Annotated in this window: 21 protein-coding genes; 15 read left to right on the top strand and 6 right to left on the bottom strand. The window is 48.5% G+C overall.

All coding sequences use genetic code 11. The features are described 5' to 3' along the window. Positions 1–70: 70 nt before the first annotated feature. The 7 genes from BUB18_RS19735 to BUB18_RS19705 all read left to right on the top strand — a co-directional run bounded on the left by BUB18_RS19735 (position 71) and on the right by BUB18_RS19705 (position 7,809). The gene (locus BUB18_RS19735) at positions 71–571 is read left to right on the top strand and encodes an RNA polymerase sigma factor (RefSeq protein ID WP_073084385.1); all 501 of its coding nucleotides are present in this window, start codon (positions 71–73) and stop codon (positions 569–571) included. 343 nt (positions 572–914) lie between these two features. Further along, on the top strand, positions 915–3,260 hold the full coding sequence (locus BUB18_RS19730) for an ATP-dependent helicase (protein WP_073084383.1): 2,346 nt from the start codon (positions 915–917) through the stop codon (positions 3,258–3,260). A gap of 9 nt (positions 3,261–3,269) precedes the next feature. Further along, entirely contained in the window at positions 3,270–3,734 is a 465-nt protein-coding gene (locus tag BUB18_RS19725) for a regulatory protein RecX (RefSeq protein ID WP_073084381.1), read from the top strand. A gap of 58 nt (positions 3,735–3,792) precedes the next feature. Then, positions 3,793–4,590: an amidohydrolase gene (locus BUB18_RS19720; protein ID WP_073084380.1), complete on the top strand. Its 798-nt coding sequence runs from the start codon at positions 3,793–3,795 to the stop codon at positions 4,588–4,590. A gap of 9 nt (positions 4,591–4,599) precedes the next feature. Further along, positions 4,600–4,989: an SMU1112c/YaeR family gloxylase I-like metalloprotein gene (gene gloA2 / locus BUB18_RS19715; RefSeq protein ID WP_218588067.1), complete on the top strand. Its 390-nt coding sequence runs from the start codon at positions 4,600–4,602 to the stop codon at positions 4,987–4,989. Positions 4,990–5,007: 18 nt separating this feature from the next. After that, complete coding sequence (gene nagA, locus BUB18_RS19710) at positions 5,008–6,105, top strand: N-acetylglucosamine-6-phosphate deacetylase (protein WP_073084378.1); 1,098 nt, start codon at positions 5,008–5,010, stop codon at positions 6,103–6,105. 39 nt (positions 6,106–6,144) lie between these two features. Further along, positions 6,145–7,809, top strand: coding sequence for an ArnT family glycosyltransferase (locus BUB18_RS19705; protein ID WP_073084376.1), 1,665 nt, complete (start codon positions 6,145–6,147; stop codon positions 7,807–7,809). Between the two features lie 95 nt (positions 7,810–7,904). Here BUB18_RS19705 and thiL read toward each other — a convergent pair whose 3' ends face one another. Together thiL and BUB18_RS19695 are read right to left on the bottom strand one after the other, a co-directional pair. Then, positions 7,905–8,939, bottom strand: a complete 1,035-nt coding sequence (thiL, locus tag BUB18_RS19700) for a thiamine-phosphate kinase (RefSeq protein WP_073084375.1) — start codon at positions 8,937–8,939, stop codon at positions 7,905–7,907. A gap of 2 nt (positions 8,940–8,941) precedes the next feature. After that, positions 8,942–9,712 (bottom strand): inositol monophosphatase family protein, encoded by a 771-nt coding sequence (locus BUB18_RS19695; RefSeq protein ID WP_073084373.1) that lies wholly within the window; start codon positions 9,710–9,712, stop codon positions 8,942–8,944. A gap of 114 nt (positions 9,713–9,826) precedes the next feature. Here BUB18_RS19695 and BUB18_RS19690 point away from each other — a divergent pair, with 114 nt between their 5' ends. After that, the gene (locus tag BUB18_RS19690; RefSeq protein ID WP_073084371.1) at positions 9,827–11,365 is read left to right on the top strand and encodes a GH3 family acyl-acid amido synthetase; all 1,539 of its coding nucleotides are present in this window, start codon (positions 9,827–9,829) and stop codon (positions 11,363–11,365) included. A 30-nt stretch (positions 11,366–11,395) separates the two neighbouring features. Continuing rightward, positions 11,396–12,034, top strand: coding sequence for a LysE family translocator (locus BUB18_RS19685; protein WP_073084369.1), 639 nt, complete (start codon positions 11,396–11,398; stop codon positions 12,032–12,034). Positions 12,035–12,199: 165 nt separating this feature from the next. On the opposite strand, the gene BUB18_RS19680 is transcribed toward BUB18_RS19685, so the two are convergent. Both BUB18_RS19680 and BUB18_RS19675 read right to left on the bottom strand, forming a co-directional pair. Then, positions 12,200–13,234: a 2-oxoacid:ferredoxin oxidoreductase subunit beta gene (locus BUB18_RS19680; RefSeq protein WP_073084367.1), complete on the bottom strand. Its 1,035-nt coding sequence runs from the start codon at positions 13,232–13,234 to the stop codon at positions 12,200–12,202. 66 nt (positions 13,235–13,300) lie between these two features. Next, positions 13,301–13,645, bottom strand: coding sequence for a carboxymuconolactone decarboxylase family protein (locus BUB18_RS19675; RefSeq protein ID WP_073084365.1), 345 nt, complete (start codon positions 13,643–13,645; stop codon positions 13,301–13,303). 543 nt (positions 13,646–14,188) lie between these two features. On the opposite strand from BUB18_RS19675, the gene BUB18_RS19670 reads away from it, so the two are divergent. Beyond that, a complete protein-coding gene (locus BUB18_RS19670; RefSeq protein ID WP_073084364.1) occupies positions 14,189–16,402 on the top strand; it encodes a transferrin receptor-like dimerization domain-containing protein in 2,214 nt (737 codons plus the stop codon). Positions 16,403–16,456: 54 nt separating this feature from the next. On the opposite strand, the gene BUB18_RS19665 is transcribed toward BUB18_RS19670, so the two are convergent. Both BUB18_RS19665 and BUB18_RS19660 read right to left on the bottom strand, forming a co-directional pair. Continuing rightward, positions 16,457–18,193 carry an N-acetylmuramoyl-L-alanine amidase gene (locus BUB18_RS19665; protein WP_083550327.1) on the bottom strand — a complete coding sequence of 579 codons (1,737 nt, stop codon included), beginning with the start codon at positions 18,191–18,193 and terminating at the stop codon, positions 16,457–16,459. A gap of 108 nt (positions 18,194–18,301) precedes the next feature. Next, positions 18,302–20,095 (bottom strand): acyl-CoA dehydrogenase family protein, encoded by a 1,794-nt coding sequence (locus BUB18_RS19660; RefSeq protein ID WP_073084360.1) that lies wholly within the window; start codon positions 20,093–20,095, stop codon positions 18,302–18,304. A 166-nt stretch (positions 20,096–20,261) separates the two neighbouring features. Here BUB18_RS19660 and BUB18_RS19655 point away from each other — a divergent pair, with 166 nt between their 5' ends. The 5 genes from BUB18_RS19655 to BUB18_RS19635 all read left to right on the top strand — a co-directional run bounded on the left by BUB18_RS19655 (position 20,262) and on the right by BUB18_RS19635 (position 25,036). Then, positions 20,262–21,062, top strand: coding sequence for an alpha/beta fold hydrolase (locus BUB18_RS19655; RefSeq protein ID WP_073084359.1), 801 nt, complete (start codon positions 20,262–20,264; stop codon positions 21,060–21,062). Positions 21,063–21,068: 6 nt separating this feature from the next. Continuing rightward, complete coding sequence (locus tag BUB18_RS19650) at positions 21,069–22,208, top strand: glycosyltransferase (protein WP_083550324.1); 1,140 nt, start codon at positions 21,069–21,071, stop codon at positions 22,206–22,208. A gap of 13 nt (positions 22,209–22,221) precedes the next feature. Further along, entirely contained in the window at positions 22,222–23,352 is a 1,131-nt protein-coding gene (locus BUB18_RS19645; RefSeq protein WP_245805705.1) for an ABC transporter permease, read from the top strand. Between the two features lie 50 nt (positions 23,353–23,402). Further along, positions 23,403–23,831 carry a hypothetical protein gene (locus BUB18_RS19640; protein ID WP_143160011.1) on the top strand — a complete coding sequence of 143 codons (429 nt, stop codon included), beginning with the start codon at positions 23,403–23,405 and terminating at the stop codon, positions 23,829–23,831. A 71-nt stretch (positions 23,832–23,902) separates the two neighbouring features. After that, positions 23,903–25,036, top strand: a complete 1,134-nt coding sequence (locus tag BUB18_RS19635; protein ID WP_083550321.1) for a glycosyltransferase — start codon at positions 23,903–23,905, stop codon at positions 25,034–25,036. The last annotated feature ends 33 nt before the right edge of the window (positions 25,037–25,069 follow it).

The following is a 25,069-nucleotide window of genomic DNA, read 5'->3' as shown; positions in this document are numbered from 1 at the left end:
TATCCTACTCCCCGCTCCGCGCAGGAGCTGTTACTGTAGCGTATTTCGAAAAAATTTAAAGTTAACCGTTATGTCATCCACCGAATTCAACAATTTGTTACTAGGAAACGCCGATTTTCTGCGTCCTTACGCAGTTACATTAACCAAAGACTCAGAGTCAGCCAAAGACCTTTACCAGGAAACGCTGTTCAGAGCTTTGTCAAACCGCGATAAATACCTCGCAGGGACCAACATCAGGGCTTGGTTGTATACCATCATGCGGAACATTTTTATTAACAATTACCGCAGAGGAAACCGCCAGTTCAGACTGCTGGACAGCGCCGTAGGCGACTATCTGCTCAGTCACCAGCCTTCCGCCATCGGAAACTTCGCCGAATCCGAACTCCGCGTGAAGGATGTACAAATGGCCGTTTACAATCTGCCAATTATCTTTAAACAACCGTTCTTACTCTATTTCGAAGGTTATAAGTACTATGAAATTGCAGCTATACTCAATGAACCACTAGGAACAGTTAAAAGCAGGATCCACTTCGCCAGGAAAATGCTCAAAACCCGAATAACCAGACACTAAATTTTTTAAAAAAAGCTAGTAAATCAGTTATATATAAGGTTTTTTGGTAACGGAAGCCTGCAAACCCTCGGCAATACCTGATGTTATCGCTGCTACAATCTATGAAACCCTGTAGTGAGCAAGAAACTGATTAAAGGAAAGTCATGCTGTTACATCTGTCCCCCTACACAGATGTAACTGAATGTCACATGCTGTTCTATTGTTTGCGGGCTTCAGTTATGCTGAACCAGATATCCCATATTTATTACCACCACCAACTTACCCCGCTTTTCTCCACAGGATTTTTGTACTTTTACACCCTTCAGATCTACAGTAAAAATTTCAATAAACAGCATATTTCGTGATGAAGGCAAACTATTTAGACGAGCTGAATGAACGGCAGCGCGAAGCAGTTCTACACATCAACGGGCCCCTGATGATCGTAGCCGGCGCCGGCTCAGGTAAAACAAAGGTGCTGACCACCCGTATCGCACACCTCATGCGCAACGGAGTAGACGCATTTAACATCCTGTCGCTTACCTTTACAAATAAAGCCGCACGCGAAATGAAAGAACGTGTGGAAAAAATCCTCGGCGGCAGCGAAGCCAGGAACCTCTATATCGGTACCTTCCACTCCGTTTTCGCCCGACTCCTCCGCGCAGAAGCGCACCGCCTCGGTTATCCCAACGACTTTACCATCTACGATACCGACGATGCCAAAAGCGTACTCAAAACCATCATCAATGAACTCAACCTTGATGATAAACACTATAAACCCAACTTCGTATACAACCGCATCTCCGCTGCCAAAAACAGCCTGATGGGGCCGGAAGAATACCAGCACGACTATTACGTACAACAGGAAGATATGAGAGCCAACAGACCCCTGATTGGTAAAATCTACGATATGTACGCCAAACGCTGCTTTAAAAACGGCGCCATGGATTTTGATGACCTGCTCTTCAAAATGTACGTGCTCCTCAAATCATTCCCGGAAGTACTGCATAAATACCAGCATAAGTTCAAGTATATCATGATCGATGAGTACCAGGATACCAACCCTGCCCAGTACGAAATCATCAAACTCCTGGGTGCTGTAAACGAAAATATCTGCGTGGTAGGGGATGATGCCCAGAGTATCTACTCCTTCCGCGGTGCTACCATCCAGAATATCCTCCAGTTCGAAAAAGACTACGACGACGCCCGCGTGGTTAAACTTGAACAAAACTATCGTAGTACCAAGTCCATCCTCAACGTAGCCAACGAAGTGATCGCTCACAACAAAGGCCAGATTGAGAAAAACCTCTGGACTGATAACCAGGATGGAGATACCATCAAACTGGTGCGCACCAACACAGATAACGAAGAAGGGAAATTTGTAGCGGATACCATCGCAGAGCAAAAGCTGCGTAACCACTATGATAACCGCGACTTCGTAATCCTCTACCGTACCAACGCACAGAGCCGCTCTTTCGAGGAAAGCCTCCGCCGGAAAGCCATTCCATACCGGATTTACGGCGGTCTGTCGTTCTACCAGCGTAAGGAAATCAAGGATTTTGTGGCTTACCTCCGCATTACCATGAATACCCGCGATGAGGAGAGTCTCAAACGTATTATCAACTACCCGGTAAGAGGTATCGGTAAAACTACCATCGAAAAAACGCTGGTGCTCAGCAATGACCACAACATTACCATGTGGGAAGTGCTGGAACGCGCCAGGGAATTTGGTTTTAAAGGTGGTACCCTCGAAGCGATCGATGGTTTTGTGACCATGATCCGCAGCTTCCAGGCTATGCTGGGCAAGCACAACGCCTATGACGTAGCCGTGAACGTTGGTAAATCCACCAATATCGTAAAAGAACTCTTCAACGATAAAACCACGGAAGGCCTTGCCCGTTATGAAAACGTGCAGGAGCTCCTCAACTCCATCAAGGAATTCACCGAAACGCCGGATGAAGAAGGGGAACTGCTGGATAAAAGCCTCGGCTCTTACCTGCAGCAGATTACCCTGCTTACTGACGCAGATAATGAAAACAAGGAAGATAGTGACGTGGTGAAACTCATGACCATCCACGCGGCAAAAGGGCTGGAGTTCCCGGTGGTATTCACCGTAGGGCTGGAAGAAACCCTGTTCCCGAGTGGTATGTCTATCAACACCCGCGAGGAGCTGGAAGAGGAAAGACGCCTGTTTTACGTGGCCATCACCAGGGCTAAATCCCGCCTCTGGCTTACGTATGCCAACAGCCGTTACCGCTTCGGTAACCTGGTGCAGAATGAGCCAAGCCGCTTCCTGGAAGAGATGCCGGAAAAATTCATCGATCGTAGCTACGCCGGCGGCGGTGCTATCCGCAATGCCTTTGGCAGCACCAATGGTGGTGGATGGGGCGCCGGAGGAGGTTCTAATATGTTCGATAGAATGCAGAAGAAGACAACACCGTCATCTCCCCAACAACAAAACCAGGGCCCGCGGCCAGCTCCAAAGCCAGCAACAGGACCAGTTAGCACACACGTGCCTACACCGGGCTTTGCACCGGATGATCCGGCAGGAATGGAGCCAGGCATGCAGGTAGAGCACCAGAAATTTGGCTTTGGTACCATCACCGGTATGGAAGGAGCACCTAACAACCGCATCGCCACAGTGGTGTTCCCTAAAGGTGGGGGTGAAAAGAAAATCATGCTTAACTACGCCAAACTGCGTATTGTACGCTAATATCCAGGGATGTCGCAAGCATTGGAAAAACTAAGGCAGTACTGTGCCTACCAGGAAAGATGCCATTCAGAAGTTAAATACAGGGCACTGGAACTGGGTATGCGCGGAAATGAAGTGGAAGAAGCTATCGCAGCACTCATCGCGGATAACTTCCTCAACGAGGAACGCTTTGCCAAAGCCTACGCCGGTGGCAAGTTTCGCATGAAACAGTGGGGGCGCAAAAAGATCCAGGCCTCCCTGAAAATGAAACAGGTATCAGCCTACTGTATCAAAAAAGGATTGGCAGAAATTGATGAAGATGATTACCTGCAGGTGGTACAGCAGCAGGCGGAGAAAAAATACCAGTCGCTAAAAGGTGAAATTCCCATGAAAAGGAAATATAAAACCATGCAGTACCTTTTGCAGCGGGGATTTGAACAGGAGCTAATCAGCGAAGCGCTTGAACAAATCGCAAATAATTCCGATTTTAAGTAGCATAATTTAAAAAGTTTCTAATCAGGCAGCAAGTAAATTTGCTATATAATTTTCAAAGATGTCAGATTTAAAAGTAACACTTATCCAGGCCGACTTGTATTGGGAAGATATTGAAGCCAACCTGCGTATGTTTGACGAAAAGATCAACAGCATAGGAGAGCGGACGGAAGTAGTTTTTTTACCGGAAATGTTTAGCACCGGATTCAGCATGGCGCCGGAACGCCTGGCTCAAAAGATGGATGGAAGCGCGTTTCAGTGGATGAAGAAAAAGGCTGCTGAAAAGAATATCATCATTACCGGAAGCCTGATCATCGAAGAAAATGGCAAATACCTGAACCGCCTGATATGGATGCTGCCTAACGGCACCTATGGTACATATGACAAGCGCCATCTCTTCGGCTACGCCGGTGAGCACGAGCATTATGAAGGTGGCGACAAGCGCCTGATCGCATCTGTGAAAGGCTGGAAAATAAACCTGAATATCTGCTATGACATGCGTTTCCCGGTATGGGCACGCAATCGTATCGTGGAAGAAACTGGCGCACCCGCCTACGATGTGCTGGTATATGTAGCCAACTGGCCGGAAAGACGTAACACCGCCTGGAAAACCTTACTCCGCGCGCGTGCCATCGAAAACCAATGCTACGCCATTGGGGTAAACCGCGTGGGTAATGATGGTAACAACATCTACCACAGCGGTGATACCAGCCTCATTGATCCAATGGGCGAAATCATTTACGAAAAAGCACACGACCAGGATATATTTACGTATACCCTTTCCCGTGAGCGCCTAGACGAGGTGAGAAAGAATATCCCTTTCCTCAAAGACGCAGATGCTTTTACCATCTTAGACTAAGCTAATAGTATGATATTGAACGGAATCCATCACATCGCTATCATTTGTGCTGACTATGCACGTAGTAAGTCATTTTATACCGATGTGCTTGGATTGCGTGTGATCCGGGAGGTATACCGGGAGGAGCGGGATTCTTATAAGCTGGACCTGGCTATAGGTGACCACTATATAATCGAGCTCTTTTCCTTTCCCGATCCACCGGCGCGGGTGAGTCGCCCCGAAGCGCAAGGCTTGCGCCACCTGGCCTTTGCCGTATCTGATATAGCAACAGCTGTAAAAGAATTAACCGCTAAAGGCGTAGTAACAGAGCCTATCCGGACTGATCCCCACACAAATCAACGTTTTACTTTTTTTGCTGACCCCGATGGGCTACCTTTAGAGTTATACGAAGCAGTATAACTTCCTAAAATAGCAGATATGCCCACTTCCTACGTTAACGCTACCATATTCACCGGAGAAGAAGTATTGAAAAACCACGCTGTGTCAACCGATAACGGCCTGATTACCAGTATTACACCTACCGAAGATATTCCCGAAGGTCATGACATCATAGACCTGGAAGGTGCTTACCTGGCGCCGGCGCTGATCGATTTACAGATCTATGGCGGCAATGGGGAGGTTTTTTCCATGTATCCCAGTGTGGCATCGCTCACCGGTACTTACGAGTATAGCAAAGCCGGCGGGGCCGCGTACATTATGCCTACGGTGGCTACCATATCTCCCGAAATAATGCTGGAAGCCATGAAGGCGGTAAGAGCCTATTGGCAGGAAGGCAGGAAGGGCGTGCTGGGATTGCACCTGGAAGGACCTTTCATCAATCCTGTTAAGAAAGGGGCCCACCTGACGGAATATATTAAACAACCTTCCCAGGAAGATATCGACTGGATACTGGAAAACGGCAGCGATGTGGTAAAGATCATTACCCTGGCACCGGAATGCTGTGATCCGGCTCTGGTAAAGCAGCTGCAGGAAGCTGGTATCATCGTATATGCCGGTCATAGCAATGCTACCTACGCGCAGGCCTATACGGCATTCGAAAATGGTATCCGTCATGCCACACATCTTTTTAATGCCATGTCGCCACTGGAAAGCAGGGCTCCTGGCTTGGTTGGCGCTATTTATGACCACCCGGAAGTGTATGCCAGCATAGTGGCAGACGGGGTGCATGTGGACTTCGCGTCGGTGCGGATCAGCAAAAAGATTATGGGCCGGCGGCTGTACCTGATCACGGACGCGGTGGAAGAGAATAAGGAGGGCGATTACATCTACCTGAAAGAAAAAGACCGGTTTGTAAGCGCAACGGGTGTGCTTTCAGGTTCAAGGCTCACCATGTTGCAGGCAGCACGAAATCTTGCCAATAATGATGTTTGCAGCTTGCGGGAAGCTATCCGTATGGCTTCTCTTTATCCTGCGGAAGCGATAGGCATGGCAAATAAAATTGGCCGCATTGCACCTGGCTGTGAAGCGTCGTTTCTGGTGATACCTGAGAATGGCCAGACAACAGTTTATTGTTAATATTTATATTCGCGCTAAATATTACGAAAGAACGAACGCATGGGCATACCTCAATTTCTCCGGAAAAATCAATATAGAAATCTTTTTTTACTGGGATGGCTGCTGCTGGGGCTTCTTCAGGCCTGCTTTTCAGAGCTTTGGGATGACGAGGCGTATTATTGGGTATACTCCCGCCATTTGGACTGGGGGTACTTCGATCATCCGCCGATGATTGCCCTCCTGATAAAAATAGGTTACGGCTTATTTCATAATGAGTTGGGCGTACGACTACTGGTGGTGGTGCTTAACACGCTTACCCTGTGGATAACGGCAAAGCTGCTCAGCAAGGAAGACAACCGCTTGTTTTACCTGATCCTTGGCTCCATGGGGGCGATGCAGGTAGGAGGTATGCTGGCCGTGCCGGATGTACCGCTGATCTTTTTTGCAGCTCTTTATTTCTGGGCGTACAAGGTGTTTGTAGATGAACAGAGCTGGAAAAATACCATACTACTGGCGATTTCCATGGCGCTCATGTTCTATAGTAAGTACCATGGCGTGCTTCTGGTTTTCTTTACCCTGCTCTCCAACCTCAACCTGCTGCGTGTTTTCAAGTATTACGTAGCGGTAATTATTACTACGTTATTGTTCCTGCCACATATCATCTGGCAGTATAATCATGGATTTCCTTCGTTACAATATCATTTGGTAGAACGGAATGCTGCCAGTTATCACATCAGCTTTACGCTGGATTACCTCGCCGGGCAGCTGTTGCTTTTCGGGCCGCTGCTGGGTTGGTTGCTGCTGTACTATGCCTTTATTTGTCCGATACAGCATACGTTCGAGCGGGCGCTGAAATTTTCTGTCATTGGGGTGTTGGTGTTTTTTATGATCAGCACTTTCAAAGGCAGGGTAGAGGCCAACTGGACGGTGATGCTGTTTACGCCGGTAGTGATTCTGGCACATCAAACGATTAAAAGGAAAGGATGGAAAGGCCGTGCCTTCCTTTACAGTTTGCCGGCAACCCTGTTGCTGGTACTGGTGGTAAGGGTGTATATGGTATGGGATTTTATGCCGGGAACCGAAATACGTCCGGAGATTCATCATAACCGGGAATGGACCGCTAAAGTGGCTGCTGCTGCGGGCGACAGGCCGGTGGTATTTATCAACAGCTATCAGTTGCCATCCAAGTATATGTTTTATACCGGTCATCTTTCCTATAGCCTCAACTCCCGTTATGCCCGCCGTAGCCAGTACAATTACTGGGATACCGAACAAGCGCTGTGGGGCAGGGAGGTAGTGGTTTTCGGTCCGAACTTACCTATTACTGACAGCGTGGTGAGTGTAAGAGGAACCTGGGATTATTATGTAGATTCCGCTTATTACTCTTATAATCTTATCCAGATGAAGCCAGCCAGCACGCAGCTAAAAGTGAGGAAGGGCGAGCATTATAAACTGGTTGTGGCTCCGGAGAATTGGTATCACCGGCCGGTGCCTATTAACTGGAAGAATGAACCGGTAATAGGATATGGTTTTACCACTAAAGATTCCGCGTATGCGCCGGTAAAAACCCAGTTGACATTAGCGAGAGCGATCAGCAGGCGGTTGACGAGTATGGAGGTGATTATGCCGGATAAACCTGGTAAATATCAGCTAAAGTGCAGTGTGTTTGCAGATCCGCTGCCACCAACGCATAATAGCCAGGTGATACAGGTGATTGTGGAATAAGACTTTCTTATAGATGCAAAAGGGGCGTGGACCGAAGTTCCACGCCCCTTTTGCGTCTGCCCGTCGCCGAAGGTGACGGGCAGACGCAAAAAAAATTATTGTTGGAAGGCGTTCCAGCCCTGGGATACCAGTTTGAATTTGTTACCACCTTTCGTGATGATATGTGCACCTTCGCTGATATCAGCCATGTAGCCTATTACGCTGATCTGTTCGTTGAGTACAATTTTATCGTAGTCTTCCTGTTTCATGGTAAAAAGCAATTCATAGTCTTCACCACCGCTGAGGGCGCAGGCAGTAGGATCCAGGCCAAATTTGAGGGCCATTTCCTTACTTTCCTGGGCGATGGGGATTTTTTCCTCATACAATACTGCGCCGAGGTTGCTTTGTTTGCAGATATGCAGTATTTCGGAGCTGAGTCCATCGCTGACGTCCATCATAGCGGTTGGCTTGATGTCGCTTTCCTGGAGGAACTGGATAATATCTTTTCTGGCTTCTGGCTTAAGTTGGCGGCCGATGATATAGGTTTGATCTTCCAGGTCGGGTGCCAGCTGTGGATTTTCCAGGTAGATTTTCTTTTCTCTTTCGAGCAGTGTTAATCCGAGGTAGGCTGCGCCAAGATCGCCGGATACGCAAAGCAGGTCGCCTTTTTGAGCGGTGGACCTTTTTACGAACTGGTCAGGTGTTACTTCTCCTATGGCGGTTACGCTGATAATCAATCCTTTCTGGGAATTGCTGGTATCGCCACCGATGAGGTCTACGCCGTATTTTTCGCAGGCGGCATAAACGCCTTCGTAAAATTCGTTGAGGGCTTCGAGTGAGAAGCGGTTGGAGAAGGCGATGCTGATGGTGATCTGGGTAGGGGTAGCGTTCATCGCGTAGATATCGGAGAGGTTTACTACCACTGATTTATAGCCCAGATGTTTCATGGGTACGTACATGAGGTCGAAGTGGATACCTTCTACCAGCATATCAGTACTGATCACGGTTTGTTTGCCGAAGTGGTCGATGACGGCGGCATCGTCGCCAACGCCGAGGACGGTGCTGGCATTTTGTATTTCTATGTTTCGGGTGAGATAGTCGATCAAGCCAAACTCACCGAGGTCGTTAATTTCTGTTCTTTCCTGTTCCATAACTATTTCCCGTTTACGAGGTCTTGCAATGCTTGATGGATATGGCCGTTGGTGGCCAGTATTGTTTTTTGGTAGGGCGAGTATCGGTTACCGTTATAGTCGGTTACCTTACCGCCGGCTTCTTCCACGATGAGGAATCCTGCTGCGGAGTCCCATGCCTGGAGGTGGTGTTCGTAGAACCCGTCGAAACGGCCACAGGCTACCCAGCAGAGGTCGATAGCTGCCGAACCTAACCGGCGTACCGGCAGGCCCATTTTGATAATCCTTTCGAATACCACCATTGGGTTATTCAGGGATTCTTCCCATTTATAGGGGAATCCGGTTACCAGGAGGCATTGGTTAAAGTTGCCGTTTTTGGATACCTGGATAGGTTTATCGTTGAGGGTGGCGCCTTTTCCTTTTTCCGCCACAAAAAGTTCGTTCATGAAGGGGTTATACACCGCACCGAGGATCATTTCCCCGTCTTTTTCCACGCCGATGGATACGCAGCAGATCGGTACGCCGTTGGCGAAGTTGACGGTGCCGTCGATAGGGTCGATAATCCATTTGATATTGGATTCGGAGGCGATGGCGCCTACTTCCTCGGAGAGGATGAAATGGTCGGGGAAGGCGCTGTGAATCACTTCAATGATCGCCTTTTCAGACTGTTTATCCGCCTCGGTTACGAGGTCGTTCAGGGAGCTTTTGCTGCTCACCTCAAAAGGGCCGTTAAAATATTGTTGCAGTATTTTTCCGCCGGCTTCAGTAGCTTTGAGCAAGGTTGCTTTTAACATGCGGCAAAGGTAAATATCAATTACGATATAGTGATGGCTTAAATGTCTCCCACAAAGGGGTAATTCGCAAATCGTAATAATATTCGATATTTTTGCAGTTCAATAGGAAAATTAATGGCCATTATAGGAAATCTTATTTCCAGGTCGCTGAGGATCAGGAAAAAGTTTACATTCAAGTTAGGCACACCGCGGCAGTACCAGCTGCAGGTGTTACATCGTTTGCTGGAGAAGGCCAAAGACACTGAATTCGGACGCCATTATCAGTTCCAGGACATCCTGGATAACCCAAACTTTATAGGGCAGTATAAAGACAAGGTCCCTGTGCACAACTACACCAAAATGCATAAAGAGTGGTGGTACAAGTGCCTGGAAGGAACAGAAAATGTGAGCTGGCCCGAGAAAATTAAATACTTCGCGCTGAGTTCCGGTACTTCTGAATCCGCCAGTAAACATATTCCGGTTACTAAGGATATGTTAAAAACGGTGAAGAAGGTGGGGGTAAAGCAGCTGTATTCCATGGCTAACTTCAATATTCCGCCAAGATCTTACGAAAAAGGCATACTTATGCTGGGCGGAACAACTTCACTTTACGAAAAAGGGGACTATTATGAAGGGGATATGAGTGGCATTCAGGCCAAGAATATTCCAAGATGGTTCCGCAGGTTTTATAAACCGGGCGGTAAAATCTCCCGAAAACCAAATTGGGAACAACGTATTAAGCTGATTGTACGCAAAGCACCACAGTGGGACGTAGGTACCGTTTGTGGTGTACCTGCCTGGGTACAGATCGTACTGGAGGAAATCATCAAATACCATGGCGTAAAGCATATTCATGAAATATGGCCTAACCTGGCTATTTATATTCATGGAGGGGTATCCTTCGAGCCTTACCGCGAAAGCTTCCAGAAGCTGCTCGGAAAGCCGATTACGTTCATTGAAACATACATGGCATCAGAGGGTTCCTTTGGTTTCCAGGCCCGCCCTGGTACAAGGGGCATCAAATTGGTGCTGAACGCTGGTATTTTCTATGAGTTTATTCCGTTTAACGAAGAAAACTTTGATGCAGAGGGAGAGGTAAAACCGAATCCGAAGTCTTACATGATCAACGAGGTGGTGGAAGATGTGGAATATGCGGTAATGCTGTCTACCTGTGCAGGAGCATGGCGTTACCTCATTGGCGATGTAGTGAAGTTCACGTCCGTGAAAGAGCATGAAATCGTGATCGTAGGTCGAACCAAGCAATTCCTCAGCCTTTGCGGGGAGCACATGAGTATTGATAACATGAACAAGGCGATCGATACGGTGCAGAAGAAGCTGGGTATTAACATCAGAGAATTTACGGTAGCAGGGTTCCCGTATGAGAACCTGTTTGCGCACCGCTGGTATATAGGTACAGATAATGTGAATGTGGATGCAGCCAAAGTACGGGAAATCATTGACCAGACGCTTGCGGAGGTGAATGATGACTATGCGGTGGAAAGAACATCTGCACTCAAGGAAGTGTTTGTAGAAGTATTGCCTAACGATGTGTTTATCGATTACCTCCGTTGCAAAGGCAAGGAAGGGGCGATGAATAAATTCCCAAGAGTGATGAAGGGTGAGAAGCTGAAGGACTGGGAAAAATTTCTCGAGGGAAAAACCGTTAAGCAGTAATCATACAAACAGCACCAGGATAATTAAAGCATGATAGCAGCAATAATAGCAGGATTAGGTCTGGGATTGGTATTATCGGTTTCTGTGGGCCCTGTAATTTTCGCTATAATCAAATACAGCGTTAATAATGGCTTCAAGGCCGGTATTGCATTTGCTTTAGGAGTGTCCTTAAGTGATGCTTTTTATGTGACAATTGGAAATCTGTCCACTGCATTTATTGCTGACCTGACAGAATACAACCGTTACATTGGTATCTGCGGGGGGATTCTTTTAATGGGTATGGGGTTATATTCTCTGTTATTCAAGAAGGTAAGAATCAGCACCGGAGAGGAAAAGCCAGAGATGTTCCGTACGCATGACTACCTGAAGATATGGCTGGCCGGTTTTCTGATGAATACCCTTAATCCGGGTGTTATTCTTTTCTGGCTGCCGATCTGTATTGCTTATGCGGGGCAGGCAACATCGTATAAGATTGCTATGTATGGCATTTGTCTTACCATGGTGGTGTCGATGGATATTCTGAAAGTATTTGTGGCCGACCGGATACGTCATAAGCTCACTTTAACGAATGTGACCTGGCTGAACAGGATTTCGGGGATCAGCATGATCATATTTGGTATGGTGCTGATGTACAAGATCTTTCTTGATCCATCCGGGTTGGGGCATTGATGAGTCGTTGTAAAATCCGGGCATGTTGGTGGCATACCTCCCGCGCTCGGCGGATATCACTCAGGTGACACCCCGGTGTCATGGAAAATCAAAAATCATTTATCAAAATAAAAAGGTGCTGCGGATCCCCGCAGCACCTTTTTGATATTATGAAATAAAGCAGTGTTACCTGATGGTCCAGGTTTCATTACCTGCGAAGAGTTTATCAAGGTTTCCAGGTCCTTTTCTGTCAAGAACGTCAGAAAGCTGGAAAGACATGATGTCTTCGTAAGTAGGACGATGTGCCTGATAGAACACACCGAAAGGACGTGGTAAGTGTCCTTCAACACGAGGATCATCGAACATGCGGGTAAGCAGTTGTGCTTTCAGGAAGTCGTTTTCGTCGTGAATCCAGAGGTCATCAGCGCTGAATTCAGCACCGAGTTCTACTACCACCGGTTTCAGGCCGTCGAAGCGGATACCTTTGTTTTTCTGGGCACCGAAAATGAGTGGTTTACCCTGTTCCACAAAGATGGTTTCATCGCCTTTTGTAGACTTCTCTGTAAATACTTCAAACGCACCATCATTAAAGATGTTACAGTTCTGGTAAATTTCCAGGAAAGAAGCGCCTTTATGGGCGTGGCTGCGTTTCAGCATTTCCTGGAGGTGCTTCGGATCGCGGTCCATACTGCGGGCAATAAAAGTGGCATCAGCACCCATGGCCAGGGCCATTGGGTTAAACGGATGGTCGATACTGCCGAAAGGAGTGGACTTGGTAACTTTATTTTCTTCTGATGTAGGGGAATACTGGCCTTTTGTTAAACCATAGATCTGGTTGTTAAAGAGCATGATATTCACATCAAAGTTGCGGCGCAGCAGGTGAATGGTGTGGTTACCACCGATGGAGAGACCATCCCCGTCGCCGGTAACGATCCATACGCTCAATTCAGGGCGGGCTGCCTTTAAGCCGGAGGCAATGGCAGTAGCACGACCATGGATCGAGTGCATACCATAGGTATTCATGTAATATGGGAAGCGGGAAGAACACCCGATACCTGATACAATCACAATATTTTCGCGTGGCACGCCTAAGGAAGGCATGATGGTTTGAACCTGTTTTAATATAGAGTAGTCACCGCAGCCCGGGCACCAGCGCACTTCCTGGTCGGTGGCAAAGTCTTTAGCCGTTAAGGCCTGCGGAGCTATAGTTGCTGTTGACATTAGAATGGATTAAATATATGTTTTATATAGAATGTAAAGTTACAACAGATCGCCGGAAAATAAGTATCACTGCGCTGTCAATTCTTCCCAATACTCTGCCGCTCTGCGTGTGTGCGGGATAACGATAGTTCCGCCCACGATATTGGCCACCGCAAAGATTTCATACATTTCTTCGGTGGTGACGCCCTGCTCATAGGACTTTCCCAGGTGATATTTGATACAATCGTCGCAGCGCAGTACCATGGATGCTACCAGGCCCAGCATTTCCTTTGTTTTAGTGCTTAGGGCGCCTTCTGCATAGGTATTGGTATCCAGGTTAAAGAGGCGGTTTATCACCTTATTCTGTTTGCCCAGAATCACGTCATTCATTTTAGCTCTATACTCGTTAAACTCCTCGATTGCTTTCCCCATATATATGCTGTTTTATAATGTGATAAAATGTTTTCCAGGCACTAAAGCTATGAAAGGATTTACAAATATAGATTAATCTACTGGTTAAGTAGACTGTATGGCCTATAACGTGTGTTTATGCGTCATAACTAAAAGTTATAGTGGGTGATAGCGCCTTAGCTGAGTTTCACCCGGACCTTCGGTCCGGGTGATGGGGAGGGGCTCCTGCGGAGCCCTTCTGGAAGCAGGAGTCCTCTGGAAGCAGGAGTCCTCTGGAAGCGGATGGAAGGCGTGCCATGATCCTGCTGTGGGCTACCTTGTAAAACCGGGGCTTAATACTCGCCGCATAGAAGAAAGCAAGTTAAGATCTTCAGGCTGGTTCCCTGTTGGGCGACATTCAGGGCGGCAAAAAAAAACGTTGCCGCGCGTAGCGCGGCCCCCTCCAGGGATGATGCCGAAGGCATCATCCCTGACAAAAACTTATAAAAAACCCTATTAAATTAATAGACTATTTGTATCTTGATAATACACAAAACCCACATCTACCAACAATCTGAATCTGTTATGATCACATCACCTATCAGTCAACTGATGGCTGCCCTGCTGCTGCTAAGCGGCATTGCCAGCGGGCAAACAAAGAAACTATCCGGTTTTCCTGACAGCCTCGCTGCGGCCCAGTTACGGCTGGAAACGCAGTTTGACCAGCACCTGAGCAGCGCAAATATTGGCGCCACCATTAAAGAACTGGCCTCACAGCCTCATCACATCAGCTCTGCCAGAGGCAAAGAAGTAGCCGAAGAAATCAAACGCCGCTTCAATAGCTATGGCTGGGATGCTTCCCTGGCAACCTATCAGGTATTATTTCCCATTCCGACTGAAAGGGTGCTGGAACTCGGCGGCCCCAAACCCTACAAGGCCTTGCTGAAAGAGCCCGCACTCCCGGAAGACGCAACCTCCGGGCAAGCCGGCCAGCTGCCTACGTATAACTGCTGGAGTGCCGACGGTGACGTGAAAGCCGGGCTCGTATTCGTTAACTACGGCCTGCCGGAAGATTATGACTACCTGCAGCGTTTAGGGATCAGCGTTAAAGGAAAAATTGTAATCGCTAAATACGGCCGCTCCTGGAGAGGTATTAAACCCAAAGTAGCCCAGGAACACGGTGCCATTGGCTGTATCATCTATTCCGACCCCCGCGATGACGGCTACTATAGCGGCGATGTATATCCTAAAGGCGCTTTTAAAAACGAATACGGTGTGCAACGCGGCTCCATTATGGACATGGTCATCTATCCCGGCGACCCGCTCACACCCAACGTTGGCGCTACCTCGGAGGCCAAACGACTTAAAAGGGAAGAAGCACCTAATCTCCTTAAAATACCGGTAATACCCATCAGCTACCACGATGCAGCACCGCTGCTGCAATCCCTTGAAGGGCCCGTGGCTCCTGATGACTGGCGCGGTGGCCTGCCATTCACCTACCATATAGGTCCGGGCACCACACCCGTGCACCTGAAAATGAAATTCGACTGGCAGATACGCCCGTGCTACAACGTGGTGGCCACTTTGAAAGGCAGCAAATTCCCCGACCAATGGATCGTACGGGGTAATCACCACGATGCCTGGGTAAACGGCGCCGCCGATCCTATCAGTGGCATCGCGGCCATGCTCGAAGAAGCGAAAGCCATCGGCGAACTGGCCAAACAAGGAAATAAGCCCGCAAGAACCCTCGTTTACTGTGCCTGGGACGGTGAAGAGCCTGGCCTGCTTGGCTCCACCGAATGGGTGGAAGATCACGCCAAAGAACTGCAGGAAAAAGCAGTGGTATACATCAACTCGGATAATAACGGCCGCGGATTTCTTAACGCCAGCGGCTCCCATGCACTGGAAACCCTGGTTAATGAAGTGGGTCGCGATATCACTGACCCGCAAACCAATGTAAGCGTGCTCGCACGCCGCCAGGCACTGGATGCCCTGAGAGCAGCCACGCCAAAAGCGAAGAAAGAAAAACTCGCCAGGCAAAGTATCAATATCAACGCCATGGGTTCCGGCTCCGACTACTCCTCCTTCCTCCAGCACCTCGGTGTACCGTCGCTGGATTATAGCTATGGTGGCGAAGATGCAGGCGGTGAATACCATTCCATCTACGATTCGTATGACGACTACCGCCGGTTTAAAGACCCCACTTTCGACTATGGTGTTGCTTTGTCTAAAACCGCAGGACATACCGTACTGCGTATAGCCAACGCCGTTAATGTGCCCTTCGACTTCCGCAGACTCTATGAAACCGTAAACACCTATGCATCGGAACTCTCAGATCTCTCCAATAACCTGAGAGAAGCCACCGCAGTGGAAAACCAGCTCATAAACGATAATAAATATGCGCTGGCGACTGATACGGCCAAACACCTGGCGGCCCCTGCGTTGAAAGATCCGGTGCCATACATCGACTTTACACCGCTGCAAAACGCGCTGGCAGGGCTGGACTCCGTTACTCAGCAGTTATCTGCCCGTAAACAGGGTGCTAACAGTGAAGCGGTGAATAAGGCATTGTATCAGGCGGAGCAACAGTTATTGTACGCCGGTGGCCTGCCAAACCGCTCCTGGTATAAGCATACGCTGTATGCGCCCGGATTTTATACCGGCTACGGGGTGAAAACTATTCCCGGGGTGAGGGAAGCGATTGAGCAACGGAGGTGGAAAGAGGCGGATGAGCAGATTAAGATTGTGTCTGAGGCGATTGTGAGGTTGTCCGGGTATTTGCAAAAGCATGCACTTTAACCTCCTATAAGCGCCGGGTTTCGCGGGACCTTCGGTCCCACGAAACCCGGCAAACTATCGTTTTACTTCCTGGATATAATCCTTCGTACCCTGCACAATCTTCTGGATCAGCAACTGCTGAAATTCGGGATCCAGGATGGCAGCTTCATCTCCGGGATTGCTGAGAAACAATGTTTCCACCAATACATCCGGAAACTCGGTTGGATTATTCAGAATAAAATTGAAGTTGCCGTTATTGCCGAAGTCGCTCAAACCTGTTTCCAGCAAGCGTTTATGGATAGCCGTAGAAAACGGTTCGCAAAACGGATGCCGGTAATAGGTGGCCGTTCCGTATATATCCACGGGATTGGCCGAGGAGTTGAAATGTATGCTGAGTAACAGGTCAGGATCTACCTGCCGGTAAAAAGAAAGTCGTTCCTCATTATTCACAAACTGGTCGGTAGTACGGGTGATCAGCACTTTAGCCCCTTCTTTCTCAAAGGCATTTTTGAGCATCAGCGAAATGGCCAGCGTCATATGCTTTTCCACTACGCCTGCCAGGCCGGTTCCGCCTGGGTTATTGCCCCCATGGCCGGGGTCGATGGCAATTGTCATATTGCTGAGAGCCAGGTTTTCCGGAATTCGTTTAACCCTCACCGTTAGCTTGTTGCCTTCGTAATACATTTTATACCCCCACACATTATGTTTGAGGGAGAGCGTCATCCGGAAAACGTCCGGTGCCGGCTGGCCCCAGGTTACCTGGCTGATTTCGCGTGCATTTTGTAAGGCGTTGCTGATACGTTGTTCCGCATAGGCGCCATACACGTCAATAATAATTTTTCCGGGGTCATTTTGTTGGGTAGAGATGTAAGGCATTCTGTCGGAAAGCTCAATCTGTACATAGTCGTACTTCTCGTCGCCCCAGATGGCGGCATTGGAAATCACGCTCACCGGAATGCCTTCCTGCGGGATGTCTGTGTCGAGATAACCCTCAGGGATATACGCATTTTTCTTGTTGGCGAGTCGCACCTTGTAATAGTCACCTTGTTTACCTACGATCTGCAGCAGTACATCTTTATCGAGGTACCCGAGTTTATTGGGCCCCAGCCGATCACCTTCTGTGGTGCTGGTGAGGTAGGTCATGTTATCGATGGTACGCCCGGTAAGAATCTTGTCTGTTTTCATGTACCGGTAGCGGTTAGGACTGGCCAGGGTGGTAGTGCTCCCGTTGCGGAGGGTTACATTTATTTTCCCGTTAAGCAGGGAGTCTGCTTCAGTAATCACGTGGTAGCCTACATAGTAGCCGGGAACACCGGACGACTGGGAGGGAGGAAGCTCCGTGAGTGCTTCGCCGTTGAACCAGCTGGCTTTGGTGCCGGGGTAGCCTTTCATCTTTACCCGTATGGTATCACCGTCTGCCAGTTCCAGGTTTCCTTTCGGGGAGATGTCAATAAAATCTATGCGAAAGGTGCTCGTAGCTTTTGGCGCTGGGGCGGGGTTATAGTAATACGTTATTGTTTTCGTATAGGTGGTACCGGTAGAGTCCTGTGCGTTGAGTACAAAAGTACTTTTACCCTGGGGCAGCTCTTTTTTTACGGCGAAGGTGCCGGTAGGGTACACAAGTACGCTATCGTTATTGATAGTGAGTTTGCAGCCTATACAGGTTCTCCCGGCGATGAACTGTTTGCCGTTGCTGACATTGTTCTGATCCCGGGAGGGTTGGTTTAATCTGATGGAGGCCTGGCTGAGCGCCAATGTTGGAAAAACTAGAACCGCGATAATGGAGGCTAAAATAGATACTAATTGCTTCATGCACCTGTCTGTAAGTCAGTTGTAAAGATAACAAGGCGGGGCAAATAGGTGGGGTTAATTTGAAAATATGCCCCGCAGGTTGAAGGCGGGGCATATTTCGTTATTGAATTACCAGATGTATTTATTCTCTGCGATAAGTTTATCGGCGATACGTCGGCGGGCGTCTTTAGTATTGAACGGTTCCGCTTTGGTAAAGCGTTTGAGGCCGAGCAGCATCATGCGTTGTTCATCTCCTTCGGCGAAGGCGTTGATGGCGTCTTTACCGGATTTGTTGATACGGTCGGCTGCATCGTAGATGTATGTTTGAACCATATCTTTTTCCAGGGATGCAGCTGCTTCTCCTTTGCTTTGACTCAGTTTAATAAGGCGGAGCAGGGCGCTTTCGGCTACAAATGTTTCGATGGCCATATCGGCGATGTCCATGAGTACTTCCTGTTCACCTTCCAGCTTAGCCATCAGCTTTTGTGCGGCTGCGCCGGCGGTCATGAGGATGGCTTTTTTGAAGTTGGCAATCATTTTCTTTTCCTTGCTGAAAGGAGTTTCATCATCACTGCCAAAATCAGGGATGCTCATGAGTTCCTTCATTACGTTCATCGCTGGTGTCATCAGGTCTATTTTTCCTTTCATGGCGCGTTTGAGTGTCATGTCGAGGGTCAGGAGCCTGTTGATTTCATTGGTACCTTCAAAGATGCGGTTGATGCGGGAATCGCGGTAGGCTTTGGAGATGATATACTCATCGCTGAAACCGTTACCACCGTGAATCTGTACGCCTTCGTCCACCACATAATCGAGTACTTCGGAGCCGTTTACTTTCAGGATGGCACATTCCACGGCATATTCTTCGGCGGCGCCGAGGAGGGCTTCGTTGAAGGGTTTTCCTGCGGCCAGCAGTTCTTTTTCTTTTTCATCGATCAGCTGGGCAGTACGATAGAGTGCTGCTTCGCTGGTCCAGGTGCGGATCACCATTTCCGCCAGTTTATGTTTGATGGCGCCAAAGTTAGCGATCGGTTGCTTAAACTGCTCGCGGGTAATGGCGTAATTAACGGAGGTGTTGATACATTTTTTAGCGGCGCCCAGTGCAGCTGCACAGAGTTTCAGGCGGCCGATATTGAGAATGTTAAAAGCGATCAGGTGACCTTTACCAATCACGCCCAGTACATTTTCTACAGGTACTTTTGCGTCCTGGAAATAGATCTGTCGGGTAGAGGAGCCTTTGATACCCATTTTATGTTCTTCCGGTCCGAGGGTGAAGCCGGGAGTATCTTTATCTACGATGAAGCCGGTGAATTTATCCCCGTCAATTTTCGCGAATACGGTGAATACATCTGCAAAGCCGGAGTTGGTGATCCAGATTTTCTGGCCGTTGAGCAGGTAATATTTACCATCGTCGGTGAGTTTGGCGGTGGTTTTAGCGCCGAGGGCATCGGAGCCGGAACCTGGCTCTGTGAGGGCGTAAGCGCCTTTCATTTCGCCGGTGGCCAGTTTAGGAATATATTTTTGTTTTTGTTCTTCCGTACCAAAGTAAAGGATGGGGAGTGAGCCGATACCTGTATGGGCAGCCATGGCAACAGAGAAGGAGTGGCCGGCACCCAGGCCTTCGTTGATGATGGTGGCGGTAACAAAATCTTTACCTAATCCACCCAATTCCTCAGGGAAGGCAGCACCCAGTAAGCCCTGCTCACCCGCTTTTTCCAGTAACGACGGCATCAGTCCTTCTTCCAGTTTATCCAGCCTTTCTACAACCGGCGTGACTTCTTTCACAATAAACTGATCGGCCATGTCTTTAATCATCAACTGCTCTTCTGAAAAATCTTCCGGAGTAAATACCTCTTCAGGAGCACTTTCCTTAACAAGAAATTCTGCGCCTTTCAGCGCTTGCTTATTTTCAACTGTTGCGTCCATGATAAAACTGTTTTTGGTAGTTCTGTAATTTAACTAAATAATTGCGAATTAAGTGCGGCCCGCAAAGCCTCTTTTCCGAGTTTTAAAACAACCTTAACGATCTGCTGTAATAACATTAACAGCCGCTGCTAGCATTATTTTGCTTATCATTGTTCCCTTTTAGGTTATGCCTGAATTTTATCTGCCATATAAGAAAAGTCGTATACACGGAATATGCGAAGGCAATGGAAACCAGCTGCTTATATGTCTGCATGGTTTTGGTGAAACTGCTGCGCATTTCCGGCCGCTGGTAGCTGAATTAGGTGATAGGTTTACCATTATAGGGATAGATATGCCGCTGCATGGTAAAACGGAATGGAAGGAAAACCGTGGCTTTGAAAAAGCCGACCTCACTGCTATCATCGCCTTGCTGATGGAACAGCACGGGTTTCAGCGGTTTTCTCTGCTGGGCTATAGCATGGGGGGACGATTATCTTTGTGCGTGGTGGAAGGCATGGCCGCAAAGCTGGATCATCTGATCATGGTGGCTGGTGATGGCCTGAGGAATAACCCCTGGCATTTGTTTGTAACACAAACAGGCATCGGCAATCGCATCTTCCGTTATAATACCTATCACCCGCAGTTCTTTTTCAGGTTGATAAAAGTCTGGCGTAAGATGGGGCTGCTCAATGAAAGTATTTTCAAGTTCGTGATGCACCGGATGGATCAACCGGAAAAGCGTATCCAGGTATATGAAATCTGGACAAACCTCCGAAAGATGATGCCCAATCAAAAGCGATGCAGGCAGTTGCTGGCTCAATATAAAATAAATACGCTCCTGATTTTCGGGAAGTACGACCGGGTAATCCCGCCTGAACTGGGCACCCGATTTATGGATGGAACTTTTCCAGCTAAAATGCTGGTGCTGGAAAAAGGACATCAGCTGATATCAGCGCAATTAGGTCAAGTAATAAAATCAAACATATAAACCCGAATGCATTTTTTCCTGATTCTTATGGTGGTGCTGGCACTGGGCTACGGCGTACTGATGTTGTGGTACAGCCTTGGCTGGAAGCGCCTCAAAAATTATGTACCCGTTCCCCGGATGGGAACCACGCATGTTACGGTGATCATTCCCGCCAGGGATGAGGAAGATAACCTGCCACCCCTGCTGGAAGCCCTGAAACAGCAAACATATCCCGCAGACCTCCTGGAGGTAATTGTAATTGATGATTTTTCTACAGATGCTACGCCCGAGGTGGTGCGTAATGCCGGTGCGCCCAATATCCGTCTGTTGCAAATGAGTCAGATGCTGGATAAACAGCAGCGGCTCAATTCCTATAAAAAGAAAGCGATTGAAATTGCGGTGTCGCAGGCCAATGGGTCGCTTATCGTGACCACCGATGCTGATTGCATTATGGGACCTAAATGGATTGAAACTATTGTACAGTTTTATGAAGACAGGCATCCGAGGTTAATAGCGGCTCCTGTTAGTTTTTATAAAGAAGATAATTTTTTCAAAAAGTTACAGTCGCTCGATTTCATGACCATGCAAGGCATTACCGGTGCTGCAGCACAGTTACAGGCCGGAACGATGTGTAATGGTGCGAACCTGGCTTATGAAAAAGATGCTTTCTACGATGTAGGCGGCTTTAAGGGAATCGACAATATTGCCTCCGGGGATGATATGCTGCTGATGTATAAAATTTACAACGCCTATCCGGAAGGAGTGATGTACCTGCGCAGTGAGGAGGTAATCGTACGTACGTTACCGGTAGATACGCTGAAAGGCTTTATGAACCAACGTATCCGATGGTCGTCCAAAGCGGATAAATACGAGGATAAGCGTATTACCTGGGTGCTGATGCTGGTGTATTTCTTCAATGCCGGCCTGCTAGGTATGGCTGTCGCAGCTTTCTTTTTGCCGGTGCTGTGGCCGTGGCTGCTGATTTTACTATTGTTTAAAGTTACCATGGAACTCTATTTCCTGCTACCGGTGGCTAGTTTCTTCAATAAATCCGGTTTGCTGGTATGGTTTATTCCGGGGCAAATATTTCATATTCCTTATATTGTAATTGCGGGGTGGCTGGGTAAATTTGGCAGCTACCAGTGGAAAGGCCGGAAGGTAAACTGATAAAACTATTCGATTGTCTGCTCCTGAAACTTCTTTCAAACGACTGCTGCGCAACAAAGGTGCTGTTGCAGGATTGTTGATCGTGTGCCTGTCGGTGCTGATCAGCATCCTGGCCTACTTTATTGCGCCGGATCATACGCCAAACGCTAACAGGATGGTTTTGGAAGTAGAAGGGCAGCGGCCGGGCTTCAGGGTAACCATGCTGGCTGTACGAAAAGACCAGGAACTGCCACGTACCGGCTTTTTCTCCCGGTTGATTGCAGGAGAGCCATCCGCTTATACCTGGATTCCAATAGCATCTCACCAGATAAAAGACTCCACTATTGTTATCCAACATTATGTAGATGAGGCCACTACCGTGAAGGAAGTTTATCCGCTGGATGTAGTGGTGTATGGCAGGCCGACGGCAGCCCATGGCAGTTGGCAAACCTTACAACAACAGGTGACCAGGGAGCAGGTTTTTACACAAACCTACTGGCTGGGTACCGATAAATTCGGAAGGGATATACTTAGTCGCCTCATCATTGGCACCCGTGTGAGTTTAGGCGTGGGCGTTATAGCGGTAATTATCTCGCTGACCATCGGGGTGTTCCTGGGCGCTATTGCCGGCTTCTATGGCGGCCGTACGGACGACCTGGTGATGTGGCTCGTGAATGTGGTATGGGCTATGCCTACGCTGCTGGTGGTATTTGCCCTCACGCTGGCCCTGGGTAAGGGGTTCTGGCAGGTATTTATTGCCGTGGGCCTTACTATGTGGGTGGGGGTAGCCAGGATTATCCGCGGACAGATATTTTCACTCAGGCAGCTGGAGTTTGTGGAAGCCGCCAGGGCTTTGGGATACCGCAATGGACGGATCATCGTAAAACATATTCTGCCTAACATCCTCGGGCCCGTGATGGTGGTAGCTGCCGGCAACTTTGCCACGGCCATTGTGGTGGAGGCCGGGTTAAGTTTTCTGGGGGTGGGGGTACAGCCGCCGCAACCCTCGTGGGGCCTCATGATAAAAGAAAATTACAATTTCATCATCACCCATAACCCCGCTTTAGCGTTGGCGCCGGGGATAGCTATAATGATACTGGTATTGGCTTTCAACCTGTTAGGGAATGGGCTGCGGGATGCCCTGGACGTCAGAAGTAAAATTTGATTTACATGTTTTAAAAATTTAATTTTACTGATATTATTAATGCTATGGTATTGAAAACCTATCTTCCCGCTGTTGTCCTGCTGAGCGCAGTGGCATTTTTCGCTTGCAAAAAGAAGAACAAAGGAACAGACACTCCTCCGGTAGTGCAGGAAGAGGCGCTTAAATTTAGTCTGTCGGGGGTGGAAGAGGGTGCCTATAACCAGGCGCTGGACAGCAGCTTTACTTTTAAGGTGAAGGTGGACAGCAAGATGCCGGAAAAAGGGGTGATCACCAGTTTAAACGTGGTGTCGGATCCTGCAGGTATAGGGCAGGATCAGGATGCCGTAGCAAACAGCACCAGTGCTACTTATGATGTTACTTTAAAGCATCTGAAAGAATTAAAAACCTACAAGGTTACCATCAACCTCACTTCAGCCGGTAATTCCGGTAACGTTGCCACACCAAAGATCTTCTATATCACTAACAAGAAGCCATTATAGGTATTAGTAATTAGTACCATAGCAGAAAATGCTTTAGGTTTGCAGGCTGGCAGATCAAGACTTTCTTTTTTATGAAAATTGCTGTTAATGCCGCTTGCCTTCGCAGGGACTTGCCTGCTGACACCGGGGCGGTGGCCACACAAATCATAGTTACACTTTGCAGGCAACAGCCGGAGCATCAGTTTATTTTATTCTTTGACGGGCCTGTGCCTGCGGGGATGGAATTGCCGCCAAACGTAACGCCGGTGGTGTTGCCGCTGCGCGGGGAGAAGGCCTGGCATTTATACTGGTGGCTGGAATGGCAGCTGCCAAGGGCCATGAAGGCCTTTCAGCCGGACCTTTACCTGGGCCTGGATGGTACATTGCCTTTGCGTAGCAAGATACCGGCCACGCTGCTGATCAGGGACCTGTCGTTCCTGCTGGATGCCGGTTTGCAATCTGTTGCCCAGCAAAAGCGACTGAAGAAAAATCTGATGAACTACCTCTGGAGGGCGCGCAGCATAGCGGTACTTTCAGAAACAGGAAAAGAGGCCGTGCTGGATTTTGCCCCTTCCGTGGCGCCTAAGCTGACCGTGCTTGACATCGGCCTGAGTGATTTATATAAACCACTGGAATGGGATGACCGCGAGGCCGTGAAACGGGAATTTGCCGGAGGAGCAGAGTATTTTCTGGTGACTGCCGGGTTACATCCCCGTAATAATATTATGCCGCTGTTCAAGGCTTTTTCAGCACTGAAGCGCCGACAGTTATCCAGTATCAAACTGGTGATTGCCGGATCAGCCACGGCGGCTGGTGCGGAAATAGCCAGGGCCCTGCCTTCCTATAAATTCCGCAATGATGTAAACTGGATTCAGGATGCCGACCTGGAAACGCTGGCAAAACTCACAGGGGGAGCCTATGCGCTGATATATCCGGTGCGCCTTGATGGGTTAGCCTTACCGGTGTATGCCGCACAGCAATGCCAGGTGCCGGTAGTGGCTATTGAAGGGAAAGCTGCACTGGAGGCTGCGGGCGATGCCGCTTTATTTTCTGACCCGGCGGACCTGGATGACCTGTCCGACAAAATGAGTCGTATTTACAAAGACGAGCAGCTGCGATCGCTGTTGCTCACCAGAATACCGCCACAAAAGGCTTTCAACAGTTGGGAAAAGGCCGCAGAAGAGCTTTGGACCGCTATGACAGGTCCGGTACCACAAAATCCCTAAATGATACCTATTTTTGTGGCCTTAATTGAAAAT

Origin of the sequence: Chitinophaga jiangningensis (assembly GCF_900142605.1) — a bacterium.
GTDB classification, from domain to species: Bacteria; Bacteroidota; Bacteroidia; order Chitinophagales; family Chitinophagaceae; genus Chitinophaga; species Chitinophaga jiangningensis.
The sequence above is the reverse complement of the archived record's forward strand: the minus strand, read 5'-3'. Positions and strand labels throughout refer to the sequence as shown.